Source organism: Blautia sp. OF09-25XD, from assembly GCF_003482095.1.
Classification (GTDB): domain Bacteria; phylum Bacillota; class Clostridia; order Lachnospirales; family Lachnospiraceae; genus Fusicatenibacter; species Fusicatenibacter saccharivorans.
The window spans coordinates 60,492-77,118 of record NZ_QUMG01000022.1; the positions used below are offsets into that span (position 1 = coordinate 60,492).

Annotated in this window: 14 protein-coding genes; 2 read left to right on the top strand and 12 right to left on the bottom strand. The window is 45.1% G+C overall.

Features of this window, described 5'->3' with window-relative positions:
• Positions 1-62: 62 nt before the first annotated feature.
• From DXA93_RS15620 to hrcA, 10 genes are all read right to left on the bottom strand, one after another.
• Entirely contained in the window at positions 63-2,555 is a 2,493-nt protein-coding gene (locus DXA93_RS15620) for a S8 family serine peptidase (RefSeq protein WP_119208720.1), read from the bottom strand.
• A 12-nt stretch (positions 2,556-2,567) separates the two neighbouring features.
• Entirely contained in the window at positions 2,568-3,257 is a 690-nt protein-coding gene (locus tag DXA93_RS15625) for a zinc ribbon domain-containing protein (RefSeq protein WP_055228299.1), read from the bottom strand.
• A 28-nt stretch (positions 3,258-3,285) separates the two neighbouring features.
• Positions 3,286-5,214, bottom strand: coding sequence for a hypothetical protein (locus tag DXA93_RS15630; RefSeq protein WP_118595863.1), 1,929 nt, complete (start codon positions 5,212-5,214; stop codon positions 3,286-3,288).
• A 140-nt stretch (positions 5,215-5,354) separates the two neighbouring features.
• Positions 5,355-5,864 (bottom strand): zinc-ribbon domain-containing protein, encoded by a 510-nt coding sequence (locus tag DXA93_RS15635; RefSeq protein ID WP_118595864.1) that lies wholly within the window; start codon positions 5,862-5,864, stop codon positions 5,355-5,357.
• A 155-nt stretch (positions 5,865-6,019) separates the two neighbouring features.
• The gene (locus DXA93_RS15640) at positions 6,020-6,439 is read right to left on the bottom strand and encodes a zinc ribbon domain-containing protein (protein ID WP_119208722.1); all 420 of its coding nucleotides are present in this window, start codon (positions 6,437-6,439) and stop codon (positions 6,020-6,022) included.
• A gap of 255 nt (positions 6,440-6,694) precedes the next feature.
• On the bottom strand, positions 6,695-7,294 hold the full coding sequence (locus DXA93_RS15650; RefSeq protein ID WP_118595865.1) for a Crp/Fnr family transcriptional regulator: 600 nt from the start codon (positions 7,292-7,294) through the stop codon (positions 6,695-6,697).
• Positions 7,295-7,626: 332 nt separating this feature from the next.
• Positions 7,627-8,838: a molecular chaperone DnaJ gene (gene dnaJ / locus DXA93_RS15655; protein ID WP_118595866.1), complete on the bottom strand. Its 1,212-nt coding sequence runs from the start codon at positions 8,836-8,838 to the stop codon at positions 7,627-7,629.
• 225 nt (positions 8,839-9,063) lie between these two features.
• Entirely contained in the window at positions 9,064-10,941 is a 1,878-nt protein-coding gene (dnaK, locus tag DXA93_RS15660; protein ID WP_117509603.1) for a molecular chaperone DnaK, read from the bottom strand.
• Positions 10,942-11,006: 65 nt separating this feature from the next.
• On the bottom strand, positions 11,007-11,618 hold the full coding sequence (gene grpE, locus DXA93_RS15665; protein ID WP_022461072.1) for a nucleotide exchange factor GrpE: 612 nt from the start codon (positions 11,616-11,618) through the stop codon (positions 11,007-11,009).
• Positions 11,619-11,667: 49 nt separating this feature from the next.
• A complete protein-coding gene (hrcA, locus tag DXA93_RS15670; protein ID WP_022461073.1) occupies positions 11,668-12,726 on the bottom strand; it encodes a heat-inducible transcriptional repressor HrcA in 1,059 nt (352 codons plus the stop codon).
• Between the two features lie 284 nt (positions 12,727-13,010).
• On the opposite strand from hrcA, the gene DXA93_RS15675 reads away from it, so the two are divergent.
• A complete protein-coding gene (locus tag DXA93_RS15675; protein WP_055218403.1) occupies positions 13,011-13,229 on the top strand; it encodes a helix-turn-helix domain-containing protein in 219 nt (72 codons plus the stop codon).
• 77 nt (positions 13,230-13,306) lie between these two features.
• Here DXA93_RS15675 and DXA93_RS15680 read toward each other — a convergent pair whose 3' ends face one another.
• A complete protein-coding gene (locus DXA93_RS15680) occupies positions 13,307-13,672 on the bottom strand; it encodes a hypothetical protein (protein ID WP_147399560.1) in 366 nt (121 codons plus the stop codon).
• A gap of 172 nt (positions 13,673-13,844) precedes the next feature.
• Between DXA93_RS15680 and DXA93_RS15685 the strand changes: the two genes are divergently transcribed.
• Entirely contained in the window at positions 13,845-14,063 is a 219-nt protein-coding gene (locus tag DXA93_RS15685; protein WP_055218399.1) for a helix-turn-helix domain-containing protein, read from the top strand.
• Positions 14,064-14,272: 209 nt separating this feature from the next.
• Here the strand turns inward: DXA93_RS15685 and uvrB are convergent, their stop codons facing one another.
• Positions 14,273-16,273, bottom strand: coding sequence for an excinuclease ABC subunit UvrB (gene uvrB / locus DXA93_RS15690; protein ID WP_119208726.1), 2,001 nt, complete (start codon positions 16,271-16,273; stop codon positions 14,273-14,275).
• Between the last annotated feature and the right edge of the window lie 354 nt (positions 16,274-16,627).

Genomic DNA, 16,627 nt, shown 5'->3' on the forward strand with positions numbered 1-16,627 from the left:
CGTGCTTATGCCTAGACTCATGTTTCAGTCTATCCTTGGGTTTATGCCTGGAATCATGTTTTCTACTCCTGTACCACAGAATAAGAATAGTCAGAAAGATTGACACGGATCACCGTTTCTTCTCCGGACGGTGTACCGTCCATTTTCACATCAACATAATCACCTTCGTAATGTACTTCATATGCCCAATAGTATCCCGGATAGAAACTTTCTACTTCATACAATTCATTTCCGTCTTTATCAATTGCGCCAAAATCCGGTCCATAGAAAGAGCAGTAATAAAGTGTTCCGTCCGGTCCGAAATCCGTTCCTGTCATGGAACCATGTGATGATGCACTGTGCCAGATTTCTTTTCCGTCCCGGAGGCGTACGGCATAAATAACTCCACAATGCGCATAATAATACCTGTCTTCATAAATTCCAATTTCTGTATTGGCTGTTATCTCCGCTGCCGGAGATTTTTCTGTCTCAATGGTCCATACTACATTTTCATCCTGATCCAATCCGGTAATCACAGCATACTCCTGATCCCGATTTTCTTCTGAAGCAAACAGGTCATGCGTTTTTTCTCCGTTATTATAAAAGGTTTCCAGTATTACATGTGTTGCATCTTTTTTTGCCACCTTTTCCAGAGCAGCTTTCAGATTCAGCATCGGATACTCTTCCCGCTTGTCCTCCTGACAGGTTGATCTTGCGGTTCCGGCTGTGGAGATCAGTGTCTCTTTTACCTCCTCCGCCGAAAGTTCCGGAGCCACAGACCACAGAACAGCCGCAGAACCGGAAACCAGTGGGGCCGCCATGGATGTTCCAGACAGATTTCCATATTTAATCCCGTTTTTCACTGTTCTAAGATTTTTATGGCCTGGATTTTCTTCGGTATAGGAATCATCTTTTTCTGTAATCGTGCTGTAAACATCATATCCAGGTGCAACAATATCTATATTGGAACCATAATTTGAAAATTCTGTCATTTGATATCCCTTTTCTGTTTCCTGCACTGCACCTACAATCAGGATATGATTTCGAATTTTCTCATAGGAGTATCCGCTTCTGCTTAATCTATGAGTTTCTCCATCCAGTCTGTTATAAACCTCCTCATTAATTCCGCAATAATCTCCTGTCTTTTGAACATCAAATCCCACACCACCGTTATCATACCCATTGCCTGCACTCTGGACAATTAAAAATCTTTCCTGTTGATTTAAAAGCAATTCAAAAAGCATCACTATCATCTGACTGGAAGTGCATTTTGCGCTCGTTTCTAATTCCTTTTGATAACTTTCGTACAACTCATATTTCTGATCAATCTTCCCTTTTTCTATGAGAAACTCCGCTATTTTTTCTTCCCATACCGGTCTTTCCCCGATTAGCGTATCTTTTAAATACTGCTCTCTGGATTGTATCACAGTTGCCCATGAATTATTCACCACGCAGGCCGTATGTTCACTTAGCATCGTTTCAATCATCTGTTTTGTTACATTTACATATTCTCCTGTACTGAAGAGATCTTCTTTCCACCAGCTCACAAAATACAAATCCGTCCGATCTGCCACACCACGGATTCCGGCCTGATTATTTTCCGCACCGATCAATCCCGTCACATGTGTGCCATGGTCAAATGCCAGATTTTCTTTGTAATCTTCCAGCCAGTGAATTTTACTTTCGCCGTTTTTCTGAAATTCTTCGTGTTCCGCATCAACTCCATCATCCATAATGCCGACCGCCACATTGGCAAGATCCTGCTCGTGGGAATCAACATAGTCCCATGCAGAAAATGCTCCAATTGCCTCTGCCCACCAGTCATTTCCATCTGGTTTGCTTTCATTATGGTCATTATTCTTTTTATCCTGTTCTCCTGCCTCCCATGGATTCTCATCTGCAGTATTTTCCATCATCATCGGAATTTCCGTCGAACTGTAGAGCACATTTTCTTCTTCCATCAGAATTTCAGCCTTCTGTTCCAGATCCGCATACGCGGTGTCCTCCACCAGGATTTCAATCACGTTCATGCTTCCGCTCATATTTCCAACCAGCGTTCCATCTACCTTTACTGCAAGTGCTTCCCGCTCTTCCTGGCTGCTGTTTTCTATCAGATAAACAATCAGCAGATTTTCGTAGTACAACAGGCCGGTATCTTCATCATAAGAAACGGTACTTACCGACGGTTGATAAACCGTATCCCCATTGGCACATTTTTTCATTGTGCCTGGCTCTTTCACATCCTGACTATCCTGCGACTGTTCTCCATTCTGATTCTTGTTCTGTTTTTGGCTTTGGTCACCTTCATCTGCCTGCACTTTTTCCTGTTTTTGTTTCCATTCTTCCAGTTGTCTTTCTTTCCATCCCTGTATTTGCTTCTTCTGTGATCCAACTGCAATGGCAAGCAGAATACCTAAAAACAGCACAATCACAATGACAAGTACCAGAAATCTTCGAATTTTCTTTTTTCTCTTCTTCTTTTTTTCTTCCGCCACATGGCAGCCACAGTACTGGCAATAGGCATCTTCTTTCTGAATCCTGCGTCTGCACCTGGGACATTTGATTTCCTTTTTCATTTTCTGCTCCTCTTATTGCAGTTTTGATCCGCAGCGCGTACAAAACTTTTCTCCTTCTTTCGGAATTCTTCCGCAGGAGGGACACGCTGACCGCATCTTCGAAGCTGCCGGGTTCTTTGATACGGTTTCTTCCGGCTTGATTTTTTTCGATTCCGTTTTTTTTGATTTGATTTTTTCCGGCTCAATTTTTCTTGAAATACTTTTCTTTGAAGCACTTTTCTCTTTAGAAACCATTCCCCACAGTGCAAATATAAGAATCAGAACATGAAGTGCTATCCACACCCACACAAATTCCATGCGAAGCGGCATTCCTGTCATCTGGCCGTTATAATCAACCTTGTTTTTCCATCCCCAGCTGAGTCGTTGCATTGACCACGCAAGACCCCCGTTTGTCACGATGGATAATACAATTGCCAGAACATAGGTCTTTTTTCCATTTAACAGAGTAACCAGAACTGATCCCACAAGCGTTACTGCCGCTGTTCCAATCAACCATGCGTTGATATTTTCAAAGACACTTTCCTGCATCAGTTTCCAGATCATCCCTCCGACAAAAGAGTCTCCTTCCTGGCTTTCCATTCCATAGAGAATCACATCGTAAAGCCGGATGGCATCATCTTTCCAGCCGATCATTCTGCAGAAATATAGTGGTATCGTACATAAAAACAGAATTACAATGACGTATTTTGCTTTTGTTTTCATCTGAAAATTCTCCTGTTCTGCTCTATTTTTATACTTCTTCGGATGGTTCCAGCACCATTTTGCTATCTGCTGTATCCATTTCCGAAAATAACTTTTTGCCTTTCAGATCGTAATAATCTGTCTTATCTACCTCGACATATTCCGACTCACCATCCACAGTCTCTTTTTCTTCCTCGCTGTATGTTACCTGCAGGATTCCATCACTGACCAGTTCTCCTTTTTTTCCATCCTCAACGGTATATAACAGATTCCCGCTTAAATCATACAATTCTTTCTGATCGATCAGTAATGTCTTATCTTCCATGGAAAAAGATTCTCCGGCAATCGGATCGGCAATTTCTTTCATGGTATCCGCATTGATCAGGCAGACATAAAACTGATTATCTTCCCCATACATGGAAAGTGCAAGAACATTATCCTCGATGCAGCTTGTTGTAGTGGAATAATATTTAAAATACGGCGCATACTTTCCTGTATATTTTTTGATATCGCCTGTCTCCAGATCACACAAAAAATAAATGTCCTGGTCGTCCTGTCTTACCGTAAAAAGTGCATATTTTTTTGTCCAGTCGAGCAGAGTCGGATATCCGCCAAACGGGCCAAGATACTGACTCGGGATTTCAATTTCTTTTTCTTCTCCATTCCCGATCACTGTAATATGAAACGGATTTTCATCCCCTGCCCAATATCCATCGTCCATTGCGCCCGTTTCTATGATAAGTCCGTCCCGCATTCCATGTTCTTCTGCTTTGTCAAACGAAACGTTTAACTCTGTTTCTTTTCCCAGTTCCGGCTCAACCAGAACACAGACTTCTTTCGTACCGTCCATTTTTTTATACAGAAATTTTCCATCACCCATGTAGGATCTTTTAAAACTCAGATTTTCCAGGTCCTGATTGCTGACTGTATAATCACACACTTCACCCCCTTCCGGACTATACAGTGTATATTTCCAAAACCCGGCATCATCCCAGGATACATTTTCTTCCTCCTCCAGCCAGGTATAACCACCGCCGTAATCTGCCACTTTGTCTGCATCATACTGGCTTTTTATCATTCCATCCGTGTCAATCACATAAAAAATATTGTCATAGACGAACCAGTTATAACCATTATTAAAATTCACATCGTACCGATAAATATCTGCATCAATTGCATCTTCATCAAAAGGTATATAAAACTTTAACTTTCCCTTTTTATCCAGAAAGCCTTTGTAAGATTCCCCCTTTCCGTGAATTCTTACAAAGGCAAGTCCATCCTGAAATTCTCTTGCATCAGAAAATTTCATATTTTCCAATGTATGAGACGTCTCCGCATTTGAACTTATATCGTCTTCATCATCCGACCATGTATCATCATCATCTTCTTCTTCGTCGTCTTCGTCGTCATAGTTTTCTTTCGATCCATCGTCCCAACCCTCAGAGTCGAGATACCATTTTCCGTCAATTTCAACAACCGCTATCTCCATTTCTTCCGGTTCTATGCCGGATGCACTCACTTCCACAAACACATTTCTTGCATCGGTGACCGTATCTCCTTCTTCTCCATAATGACTTTTTATTTTTTCCATGTTGCCTTCGGACTGTTTTTCTGATCTGACTGGCCAATGGGTAATTTGTATATCCCCAACTTCATCTTGCAGTTTCTGAAGTTCCTCTTCCACTGCATTTTCTATGATCCACTGTAACGTTTCCCCATATTGGCCAAAATACCGCTCCGGCAACAGGCTCAGAAGCGTATCGGTATCTCCTGTAAATAATACTTCGACTGCACGATCTGCCACCTGCATATATTCCTCATCGGACTCCTGGCTTTCCGCTGTTTTTCCAGCTTTTTCCCCTGATTCCGTCATCTGGAGTATTCCATATTCCGGAACAAACTTCCATGGATATAAAATTGCTATAGCCGCCATAATTCCAAAAGTAATGATCAAAATTCGGCTTCCTGCTTTTTTCATATATTCTCTACTCCTTTTTCTCTCATCGTATCTTTACTTCTGAATAGAGTCCTAATATAATTTTCCAGATTTTTTGCACTCTCTTACTCTGTAAGGACACTGCTACTCTGCTTTCCACAATAGGTAATAGGGATCTCTTCTCACCAGTCCAGCCCATTGTCTGTAATGGTTATGGTATGTCCCAGTTTTTCTTTCGTGAGAATTTCATAACTGTCCCCATATAATTCTACAAATGGGTGTTCCATGTTTTCCCCGGACTTCACACAGAAAACTACTGCTCCGACTGCCACTATTGCAGTCAGGCCAAGTGCTGTCGCAATTTTCCATCCTTTTTTTCTGCGTTTTACCGGCAGCACGGCGTCCGATTTATTGTATTCTGCTCTTTTACGTTCAGCTGTGTTTTTTTCTTCTTCTTTTTCTTCTGCTATCTTTTTATTTTCTGCTGTTTCCCTCGTTTTCGTTCTGACAGGTTCTATCGTTTTTTTCACACTCGGTTTGACCGGCTCTGTTTTTTTTCTCTGCTCCTCTTTCCCATCATCCGGCACTATATCTGGCACTACAATATTTCCATCCTCCAGTTTTGCTCCACAGCTTCCGCAAAATCTTGTCGCATCTGACCACTCTTTTCCACATACCGGGCATTTTTTCATACTTGTTTTCCTCTCCTGTCCCTTTTTATCCACAAATCTTTTTTCTTTGCAATAAATGATCCAAAATCCACCTCCCTATTTTGGATCATTTATCTTTTTGCTGTCTGATTTGATCTTCTCTTCTGTGCTTTGCTTTTTCAAACACGCTCTCGATTTTACTCGTCAACTTTATGTCCACAAACCGTACAGAATTTCATATCCGGTTCCAGCGGTGCTCCGCATTCACTGCAAAAAGCCGGCCGTTCCTGTTCTTCTTCCACCGTTTCCTGTTCTTCACTCTGCAGTTTCATTCCACAGCTGCTGCAGAACATCATTTCCGGTTTGATTTTTGCACCGCAGCGCGGGCAGCTGTTCATTGCATTGATTGCCTGGATCTGCAGTTTGCATGCTTCCATAGCCTCTTCCAGCTCCCGGATCTGGCCAATTTCCTCTTTGACTTCTTCCAGCGGATTTTCCCGATATGCACAGTAAACTTTATATCCTATTTCACTGTAGATTTCATTGATTTTCGTCTCCGATTCAGAAACCGCCATATTCAGTTTCGTAATCTCCGACAAATCCTTTGCTTTTTGCATAGTTGAATATCCTGCTTTTGAAATTTTTCCTTTTACTCCATCTAAAATGCCATTTTTCTTCCCCTTCCATTTCTTTTTTGTACTTTATGATCTGCTTTTTTTAGATCTGCCGTCTTCTCTCTTATAAGGGCTTTCCCCTCCTGATTCACGCAATTCCCCGCCTCACTGCTTATTGCTTTCCTCAATGAAAACAGGGATTTCCTTGATTTGATTAAATTTTTCCGCTCAGCGCGCATCACTTTTCGATTCGTTTTTCTATTTTTCTTCCTTATAGCTTTTCAGGACACGGCTCAGACTCTCCGGCGATAAATGCAGATAGGAAGCGATATCTTTCTTACTCACAACGTCTACCAGATCCCGATAGGTATCAACAAAATATTGATATCGTTCCTTTGCCCTGTGGTTTGCAACAATATCCTCATGTTCAATTAGCTTTTTATATGCAAGGCTGAGTGCACGGTTATATAAACGCATCATTTCCGGCGATTGCTCAATCAACTTCAACAATTCTGGTATCGGGACGCACAGCATGGTACACGAACTGATTGATTCTATCGTCAAAAGTGATTTCACATTTACGGATAAATTGGAAATTCCTACAACAATGTCTCCTTTTAAATAACCAAAGCAGGAAACATGCTCTTTTCCATCTCCCTTGCTTTCACAATACCCTTTTACAATGCCCGATACCAGAAAAGGAACGCATGGCAGCGGTTCCCCTTCTCGAATGATAACTTCCTTATCTTTCACCTTCCAGACATACGCCATTTGTTCCAGACTGCTCAGCACATTTTTATTTTTGATACCTAAATAAGTTTTGAAGAACTCCTGTTTTTCTGTATTTTCATTTTCCAACCGCTCTATTTCCTTTCTGCCTTTTTATTTTACATTACATAACATCAATCTTTTTTTATTCCTATGCAATTTTTGTTAATTATATCATGAACAGTTTTTCACATCTCATCATTCTCTTGATTTAGATCAATATTTGCAATTTTCTGAATATTCTGTATTTTTAAATTTTGTCAAAAAAGAAGAACCTGTTTCTCCTGCAGGTTCTTCTTTTCATTTATCTCATATTTTCTATTTCTTTCATATTAGAGCGTGTTGGAAAAGACTTTTCATATTCTACATGCTCAAGTCTGTGAGAAATTTTGTCCGAATGAGAACAAAAACAGATAGATTTTTTATTTATCAATATCCTCAAACGCTTCCTTCACCTTATCCATAAACCCTTTTTTCTTCTTCGGCTGTTCTGCGGTATTCTCACCATCGGCTGCTTTTGCTTCTGGCACCTGACGGTTTCCGCAAGCTTCATCAAAGGCACGAAGGGCTTCTTTTGCTTTTTCGTTCAGCTTGGTCGGGGTCTGCACGACAAGTGTTACATAGTGATCGCCGCGTACATTGCTGTTCCGGAGGGATGGAACGCCTTTTCCTTTCAGACGGATCTTGGTATCGGTCTGAGTTCCCGGTTTTACGGTATAGAGAACATCTCCGTCAACGGTGCTGATCTTCACATCACCGCCGAGTGCTGCCTGTGCAAATGTAATCGGTGCGGTGGAGAAGATGTTCATATCCTGTCTCTGGAAGATCGGATGACGGGTTACCTGAACCTCGACAAGCAGATCTCCTCTTGGTCCGCCGTTTACACCCGGCTCGCCTTTTTCACGGATACGGATGCTCTGGCCATCGTCGATTCCGGCCGGAATGTTGACCTGAATGCGTTTTCTGCTGGATGTATAGCCCGTGCCGTGGCATGCGGTACATTTATCGCGAATGATCTTTCCGGTTCCGTTACAATCCGGACAGGTCGTCACGTTTCTCACAGAACCGAACATGGTCTGCTGTGTGTACGTAATCTGACCAGTTCCGTTACATTTGGAGCATGTCTCCGGTGAAGTTCCTGGTTTTGCGCCGGTTCCGTGGCACGTTGTACAGGTATCCTTCAGGTTGATCTCGAGCTCTTTCTGGCATCCGAAAACAGCTTCCTCAAACGTAATGTGGACAACAGCGCGGAGGTTTGCTCCCTTCATCGGTCCATTGTTTGCTCTTCTTCTGCTTCCGCCGCCACCGAACAGGTCGCCGAAAATATCGCCGAAGATATCACCCATATCTCCGCCGCCAAAGTCGAAGCCGCCGAATCCGCCGGCTCCTGCGCCGCCACCGCCGTTTTCAAATGCAGCGTGGCCAAACTGATCGTACTGACGCCGTTTGTCCGGATCACTCAGCACGCCATAGGCTTCTGTCGCCTCTTTAAATTTTGCCTCGGCCTCTTTGTCGCCCGGGTTCATATCCGGATGGTATTTCTTGGCCAGTTTACGGTATGCTTTTTTTAATGTTGCATCGTCCGCTCCGCGGTCTACGCCGAGGACCTCGTAATAATCTCTTTTTTCTGCCATTTATGTTCACCTTTTCATTTCTGTTCCACAAATTTCATCTTTGCAGAAATGTTTTTCCGCACGCTCCAGTATAGCACTTTTCCGAAAGCAATACCAGCATAAATACAGGGGGCGGAATGTATTTTCCGTCCCCTGCAAACATTCGCCTCACAGGGCTTTTTGCGTTTATTTACTTATTGTTTCAACTCACAGTCGGTATTTTCACGGAGTGTGACATGCCGAAAATTAAACCTCTTTGTAGTCAGCGTCTACGACATCGTCGTCATGGCCGCCTGCTGCTCCTGCATTTCCCATATCCGGGCCTGCACCTGCTGTTCCGGCACCAGCGCCTGCTGCTCCGCCCTGCTGCTCATACAGTTTTGCAAACAGTTTCTGAGCGCTTGTCATCAGTTTTTCCTGAGCTGCTTTCAGATCAGCTACCTGTGCATCGGTCATTTCTTCCGGATTGCATTTTGCAATGAGATCTTTCAGTGCGTTCAGGTCAGCTTCTACTGCTGTTTTGTCGTTTGCATCAAGCTTGTCGCCGACTTCCTCGATTGCTTTCTCGGTCTGGAATACCATGGAGTCTGCATCGTTTCTTGCGTCGATTGCTTCTTTTCGTTTCTTATCCTGAGCCTCGAACTCAGCAGCTTCTTTGACTGCTTTGTCGATCTCGCTGTCGGACATGTTAGAGCCTGCGGTGATGGTGATGTGCTGCTCTTTTCCTGTTCCAAGGTCTTTTGCAGATACATTTACGATACCGTTGGCATCGATATCAAAGGTAACCTCGATCTGCGGAACGCCTCTTCTTGCTGGCGGAATTCCATCCAGACGGAACTGGCCGAGGGATTTGTTGTCTTTCGCGAACTGACGCTCACCCTGTACTACGTTGATATCTACTGCTGTCTGGTTATCTGCTGCTGTTGAGAAGATCTGGCTCTTCTTGGTCGGGATTGTGGTGTTACGCTCGATCAGACGAGTTGCAATACCTCCCATGGTCTCGATGGACAGAGACAGCGGAGTTACATCCAGAAGAAGGATATCGCCTGCGCCGGCGTCTCCTGCAAGTTTACCACCCTGTACGGAAGCACCAAGTGCTACGCACTCATCCGGGTTCAGGCTCTTGCTCGGCTCGTGTCCGGTCAGCTGTCTTACTTTATCCTGTACAGCCGGGATACGGGTAGATCCGCCTACCAGAAGGACTTTGGAAAGCTCGGATGCCTGAAGGCCTGCATCAGAAAGTGCTCTCTGTACCGGCTCTGCGGTTTTCTCTACCAAGTCGTGGGTCAGCTCATCGAATTTAGCCTTTGTCAGGTTCATATCGAGATGTTTCGGGCCATCTGCGGTTGCAGTGATGAACGGCAGGTTGATGTTGGTTGTAGTTGCGCTGGAAAGCTCTTTCTTTGCTTTCTCTGCTGCTTCTCTGATTCTCTGCAGAGCCATTTTATCATTGGAAAGATCTACGCCTTCCTGTTTCTTGAACTCAGCAAGGATATAATCTGTTACTTTCTGGTCGAAGTCATCGCCGCCCAGACGGTTGTTTCCTGCTGTGGAAAGAACTTCGATAACGCCGTCACCGATCTCGATGATGGAAACATCGAAAGTACCGCCGCCAAGGTCGTATACCATGATCTTCTGCTCATTTTCGTTGTCCAGTCCGTATGCCAGAGCTGCTGCGGTAGGCTCGTTGATGATACGTTTTACATCAAGACCTGCGATTTTACCGGCATCTTTGGTTGCCTGACGCTGTGCGTCATTGAAGTAAGCCGGAACTGTGATAACTGCTTCTGTTACTTTCTCACCAAGGTAGTTCTCTGCATCACCTTTCAGTTTCTGAAGAATCATAGCGGAGATCTCCTGCGGAGAGTATTTCTTTCCTTCGATGTCTACTTTATAGTCAGTACCCATCTCACGTTTGATAGAACGGATGGTTCTGTCTGCGTTTGTTACAGCCTGACGTTTTGCCGGCTCGCCGACCAGACGGTCACCTGTTTTTGTGAATGCTACGATAGATGGAGTTGTTCTTTCACCCTCTGCGTTTGCGATAACGGTTGGTTTTCCACCTTCCATAACGGCTACACAGCTGTTTGTTGTTCCTAAGTCAATACCAATAATTTTGCCCATTGTTGTTTCCTCCTCAATGAATTATGCTAAAAAATGGTTTAATTTCTATTTATTTATCTTCAAGCTTAGTTAGCCACCTTGACCATACTGTGACGGACTACGGAACCTTTGTACATGTAGCCCTTCATGAACTCTTCTACGACGATGTTCTCGCCGGCTTCCTCATCCTCCACATGCATCACTGCGTTGTGCAGATTCGGATCGAATTCCTTTCCAACGGCCTCGATCACGGTTACACCGAGTTCATCGAGTGCTGTGGTAAACTGTTTGTATACTTTATTCATGCCGTCTGCGAACGGATCTTCCTCCGGGTTTTCCACCGTTGCAAGTCCGCGCTCGAAGCTGTCAACAACCGGAAGAATCTTCTCGATGATGTCTTTTGCTCCAATGGCATACATATTTGCTTTTTCTTTTTCGGTGCGTTTGCGGAAGTTATCGAACTCTGCCATCTGACGGGTCAGGCGGTCAGTCAGCTCTTCGATTTTCTCATCTTTTTTATCTTTTTTCTTTTTGAAGAACTTTCGTTCTTTGCCATCCTCAGCAGTTTCTTCTGCAGCTTCCGCTTCTTTTGCCTCTGCTGCTTTCTTTGCTTCTTCCTGCTCCGCAGCCGGTTCGGTTTCCGGCAGATCGGTCTCTGCTCCGGTTTCTTTTTCCATCTCGCGTGTAGGTTCTTCCATGGTTTCCTCTTTCTTTCTATTTTCTTCGCTCACTGATCATTCCACCTTTCTACTCACCTGTGTCCGGCTTTTTGAAGACGGCGTCCAGTTGAACTTTTAATGTTTTCAGGTTATCTACCACATTTTCGTAATCCATCCGCTTTGGTCCCACGATACCGATTGTTCCGCGCATACCGTTTCCCATATCGTATGTGGTGGTGACCACACTGCAGTCCCGTAAGGGTTCCATCGAAGATTCATTTCCGATGTATACCTGAATACCGGTATTTTCCTCTCCGTCCTGCTCCTCGGCAGCTCCTTTGATCATATCGACCAGTTTCTGCCGTTCCTCGAATGTGGAGATCAGCTGGCTGGCTTTGCTGCTGTCGGAAAGCTCAGGGTACTTGAAAATGTTGGTTGCGCCGCTGGTGTACACCGGCACATCTTCTTCGCTGACTGCGATGGCTTCCGCTACGGTATCGACCACTTTGCTGATGATGCCGGAGTGGATGCCTGCCTGCTCTTTCATCTTCTTGATCATGCCAAGATTGATTTCTTCAATGGTCAGGCCATTGAGCTGTGTGTTCAGAAGCAGGTTCAGCTTTAATATCTGTTCATCGTTGATGGTCTCGTCGAGGTCGATCATCTGGTTTTTCACCAGGTTGCCTTCTACGACGATGACGGCCAGGAGCTGCTCTTCATTGACTTTTGAGAGCTGGATGAATTTCACTTTATTTCTGTGATATTCCGGTCCTGTAATCAACGTTGCATAGTTGGTAGATGAAGCGAGGACTTTGACAACCTGCTGCAGAACTTTTTCCATTCGGTCTGTTTTTTCAATGACCATGTTTTTGATGTCTGCAACTTCCTGTTCTTTTTCCCGCATCAGCTCATCTACATAGAGGCGGTAGCCTTTATCGGAAGGAATGCGTCCTGCGGAAGTGTGGGGCTGTAAGATGTAACCCATCTCTTCCAGATCGGACATTTCATTCCGGATTGTGGCGGAGCTTAAATTCAAATCCGTGTATTTGGAAATCGTTCTTGAGCCGACCGGCTCGCCCGTTTCCAGATACGTCTGGATGATCGCTTTTAATATTTTTCTTTTTCTTTCATCCAATTCTGTATCCACTAAGATAAGCTCCTTCCTGTTGTATAGTCCTGTTAGCACTCGTTTCAGTGGAGTGCTAACATCTATGCTCTTAAGATAGCACTCTGCCTTTTGTTTGTCAACACCTTTTCCCGGTTTTTCTATGAAGAAATTGTGAAAAAAGTATAAACCGTTTTCTTTCTGAAAAGGAATCTGACTTTTCTTTTTTATTGCATTCTACTGTTTCAAAGGCGCTATAGCCGTATGGTAGGATTCTGCCATTTCGATACGACCATTTAGTAGCATTTTCTCAGAGGTGATGAATCATGAAATATCAGAGACTGGAGGATCTGCGCACGGACCACGATCTGACGATCCGCCAGGTTGCCGACTATCTCGGCTGCAACCGCGATGTGTATACCCGATATGAAAAAGGCGTCCGGCAGCTGCCGATCTCCATTGCCATCCGTCTGGCGGAGCTGTATCAGGTCAGTCTGGATTATCTGGTCGGCATCAGCGATGAGAAGCGGCCGTATGGATCCTGACTTTCCGGTGTCTCCGCCGCAGCAAAAGCAGGAGGACAGTTTTTCTTTTCCCTGTCCTCCCTGTTTTGCTTTTTCGTTTACAGATTCTGCAGATATTCCATCATCCGCGTTTCGCTGAGTTTCCATCCGTCCGGCTCCCCGCAGAGATACAGCGTAAAATGCCCGCACGGGACTCCGTTTTCCAGGTGGATGCCGGTATACAGTTCTACAATGAGGAGTTCTTCTGCTTTTTCTTCATATATATTAGTGATCTGATAGATGCGCTCTCCCTTTTCGTCCACCGGCCATTCTTTCTTCAGCACATCCCTCAGACGGCTCTCCTGCCCCTGCGCTCCGCATTCTTCCTCCCGGCTGATCATTTTTTCAAACGCTTCCGGCGTCTCCATCCGTTCCACTATATTCTGGACAAAATCTTCTATTTCTATTCTTTCTGCTTTTCCCATTCGTTCCCCCATTTCTGCCGTACATATTTTTCTGTTTTCTGCACAGGCTGTCTTCACCCGCCGTTTCTCTCTCCCGCCCCATTCTCCAATTTGCGACCATATGATCTGATTTAACTTTGTCCATCCAACCGTTTGGTAGTATGGGTTTGAATCTGAAAGGATGGTACAACGTATGAAATACCAGAGAATTGAAGATATGCGGATCGATCAGGATCTCACCATCAAAGAGATTTCTGCCCTGCTCGAATGCAACCGCGACGTCTATTCCCGCTACGAAAAAGGAATCCGCGACATCCCGATCGACTATGTGATCCAGCTTGCACGGTTCTATGACTGCTCGGTCGACTATCTGCTGGGTGTCTCCAGTAAAAAGAGAAAATTCGGCGATTGATTTTTTTATTGTTGTCTTTTTTATTTTTGTGTTTGCGTTTTGATACGACTGTTTGGTCGTATTTTATATTATAATGGTATTCTTATTTTGCGTCAATTCTGAACAAGAAGGAATCAAAATCGGACGCAAAAAAGCGTGCCGGAAAGTTTTCTGTCGCTTTTCCGGCACGCTTTTTTCATGCTCTTTTCTTCTTTTTTATTTCTGATTTTTTATTCTTCCATGTCATCCAGGCTCTTCTTCAGTGTGATCATTTTGTCACGCAGCTCGGCGGCCATTTCGAAGTTGAGTTCGGCGGCAGCGGCTTTCATCTGTTTCTGTACCTGGCCGATCAGTTTTTCCAGTTCTTCGCGGCTCATGGACTCCGGGTCTTTTTCCATCTTTTCTTCTGTCTTTGCCACTTCTTTCGAAATGCTGATGAGATCGCGGACGGCTTTTTTGATGGTGGTCGGAGTGATGCCGTGTTCTTTGTTGTAGGCTTCCTGCAGGGCACGGCGGCGCTTCGTCTCGTCGATCGCGAGGCGCATGGAATCGGTCATCACATCGGCGTACATGATAACATGGCCCTCGCTGTTTCGCGCGGCACGGCCGATGGTCTGGATCAGGGAGGTTTCGGAACGCAGGAAACCTTCTTTATCGGCATCCAGGATCGCCACGAGTGTGATTTCCGGGATGTCGAGACCCTCACGCAGAAGGTTGATGCCGACGAGCACATCGAAGACATCGAGACGCATATCACGGATGATCTCGGTCCGTTCCAGGGTGTCGATATCAGAGTGCAGGTAGCGCACGCGGATGCCGGCCTCTTTCATATAGTCGGTCAGATCCTCTGCCATACGCTTCGTCAGCGTCGTCACGAGAACTTTGTTGTGTTTTTCAGTTTCTTTCTTTACTTCCGAAATCAGATCGTCGATCTGTCCCTCCACCGGGCGCACCTCGACATCCGGGTCGAGAAGGCCGGTCGGGCGGATGATCTGTTCGGCGCGCAGCAGCTCGTGGTCTGCCTCGTAGTCGCCCGGCGTGGCAGATACGAAGAGGATCTGATCGATCCGGTTCTCGAACTCGCCGAAGTTCAACGGGCGGTTGTCTTTTGCGGACGGCAGACGGAATCCATAGTCCACCAGCGTCGATTTCCGCGACTGGTCGCCGGCATACATGCTGCGGATCTGCGGAACAGTCTTATGCGACTCATCCACGATGATGAGGAAATCATCTCCGAAATAGTCCATCAGTGTGTAGGGCGGCTCGCCTGGCTTTAATCCGGAGAGGTAACGCGAATAGTTTTCGATGCCGGAACAGATGCCGGTTTCTTTGAGCATCTCAATATCGAAATTGGTCCGCTCCTCGATGCGCTGGGCCTCGATCAGTTTTCCCTCGTGCTTGAAGAACTTCACCTGCTCTTCCATATCCTTTTCAATCTCGCCTGTTGCTTTCAGGATCGTGTCCATCGGCACAACGTAGTGGGAGGCAGGAAAGATTGCGATGTGGTTCAGTTCACATAAGATTTCACCCGTCAGCGTATCGATCTGTACCAGACGGTCAATCTCATCCCCGAAGAACTCGACGCGCACCGCCTTGTCCGTCTCCTCCGCCGGAAAAATCTCCAATACATCACCGCGCACGCGGAACGTACCGCGGTGGAAATCCATATCATTCCGGTCATACTGAATATCAATCAACTGCCGGATCACATCGTCCCGGTCCTTTTCCATTCCCGGGCGGAGCGAAATAATCATCTCCATGTAGTCCTTCGGGCTTCCGATTCCATAGATACACGAAACACTGGAAACCACAATGACATCGTTCCGCTCACTCAGTGCAGAAGTCGCGGAAAGCCGCAGCTTATCAATCTCATCGTTCCGCGCAGAGTCCTTTGCAATATACGTATCCGAAGACGGCACGTAAGCCTCCGGCTGGTAGTAGTCGTAGTAGGAGACAAAATATTCTACTGCATTCTCAGGGAAGAATTCCTTAAACTCACCGTACAGCTGTGCTGCAAGTGTTTTATTGTGCGCTATGATCAAGGTTGGCTTATTTAACTGTGCAATAACATTTGCCATGGTAAAGGTCTTGCCGGAACCTGTAACGCCCAGCAAAGTCTCGCATTGATTGCCTTCTTGAAAGCCTTTGACCAGTTTTTCGATTGCCTGGGGCTGGTCGCCTGTAGGCTGGTATTCGGAGTGTAATTTGAATATTTGTTGTGAATTCTGCAAAAAAGCACCTCCTGGTTTTTATATCAAAAAAGTTCGTCTATCAGTCAGAAATTCGTCGAAGCACATTCTCTGATTTTAGCCGAATATGCCTCTCGACGAATTCTGTTCACCACCCGATATTTTATAGACTGATAAAAAGTAGTAAAACTAACGTGGACGAATTAACACTCAAATGTAAGAGATATTATATCATGGAAATTTAAAATTGTATATATGATGCGAACATTAGTTCGATCGAGTAGGAGGCGGCTTTCGCCGCCGACCTCTCACACCACCGGACATGCGGTTCCGCATCCGGCGGTTCAGTTAACTTAACATCTTGTTTGACAAAAATATTCCTCTGCTGAGAGTAAC

Excerpts from the sequence above, each read along its gene's own strand:
- DXA93_RS15685 (WP_055218399.1), top strand. The coding sequence starts at position 13,845 with ATGAAATACCAGAGAATTGAAGATATGCGGATCGATCAGGATCTCACC.
- dnaJ (WP_118595866.1), bottom strand. The coding sequence starts at position 8,838 with ATGGCAGAAAAAAGAGATTATTACGAGGTCCTCGGCGTAGACCGCGGA.
- DXA93_RS15620 (WP_119208720.1), bottom strand. The coding sequence starts at position 2,555 with ATGAAAAAGGAAATCAAATGTCCCAGGTGCAGACGCAGGATTCAGAAA.
- grpE (WP_022461072.1), bottom strand. The coding sequence starts at position 11,618 with ATGGAAGAACCTACACGCGAGATGGAAAAAGAAACCGGAGCAGAGACC.
- DXA93_RS15630 (WP_118595863.1), bottom strand. The coding sequence starts at position 5,214 with ATGAAAAAAGCAGGAAGCCGAATTTTGATCATTACTTTTGGAATTATG.
- DXA93_RS15680 (WP_147399560.1), bottom strand. The coding sequence starts at position 13,672 with ATGGGAAAAGCAGAAAGAATAGAAATAGAAGATTTTGTCCAGAATATA.
- DXA93_RS15625 (WP_055228299.1), bottom strand. The coding sequence starts at position 3,257 with ATGAAAACAAAAGCAAAATACGTCATTGTAATTCTGTTTTTATGTACG.
- DXA93_RS15640 (WP_119208722.1), bottom strand. The coding sequence starts at position 6,439 with ATGCAAAAAGCAAAGGATTTGTCGGAGATTACGAAACTGAATATGGCG.
- dnaK (WP_117509603.1), bottom strand. The coding sequence starts at position 10,941 with ATGGGCAAAATTATTGGTATTGACTTAGGAACAACAAACAGCTGTGTA.
- DXA93_RS15675 (WP_055218403.1), top strand. The coding sequence starts at position 13,011 with ATGAAATATCAGAGACTGGAGGATCTGCGCACGGACCACGATCTGACG.
- DXA93_RS15635 (WP_118595864.1), bottom strand. The coding sequence starts at position 5,864 with ATGAAAAAATGCCCGGTATGTGGAAAAGAGTGGTCAGATGCGACAAGA.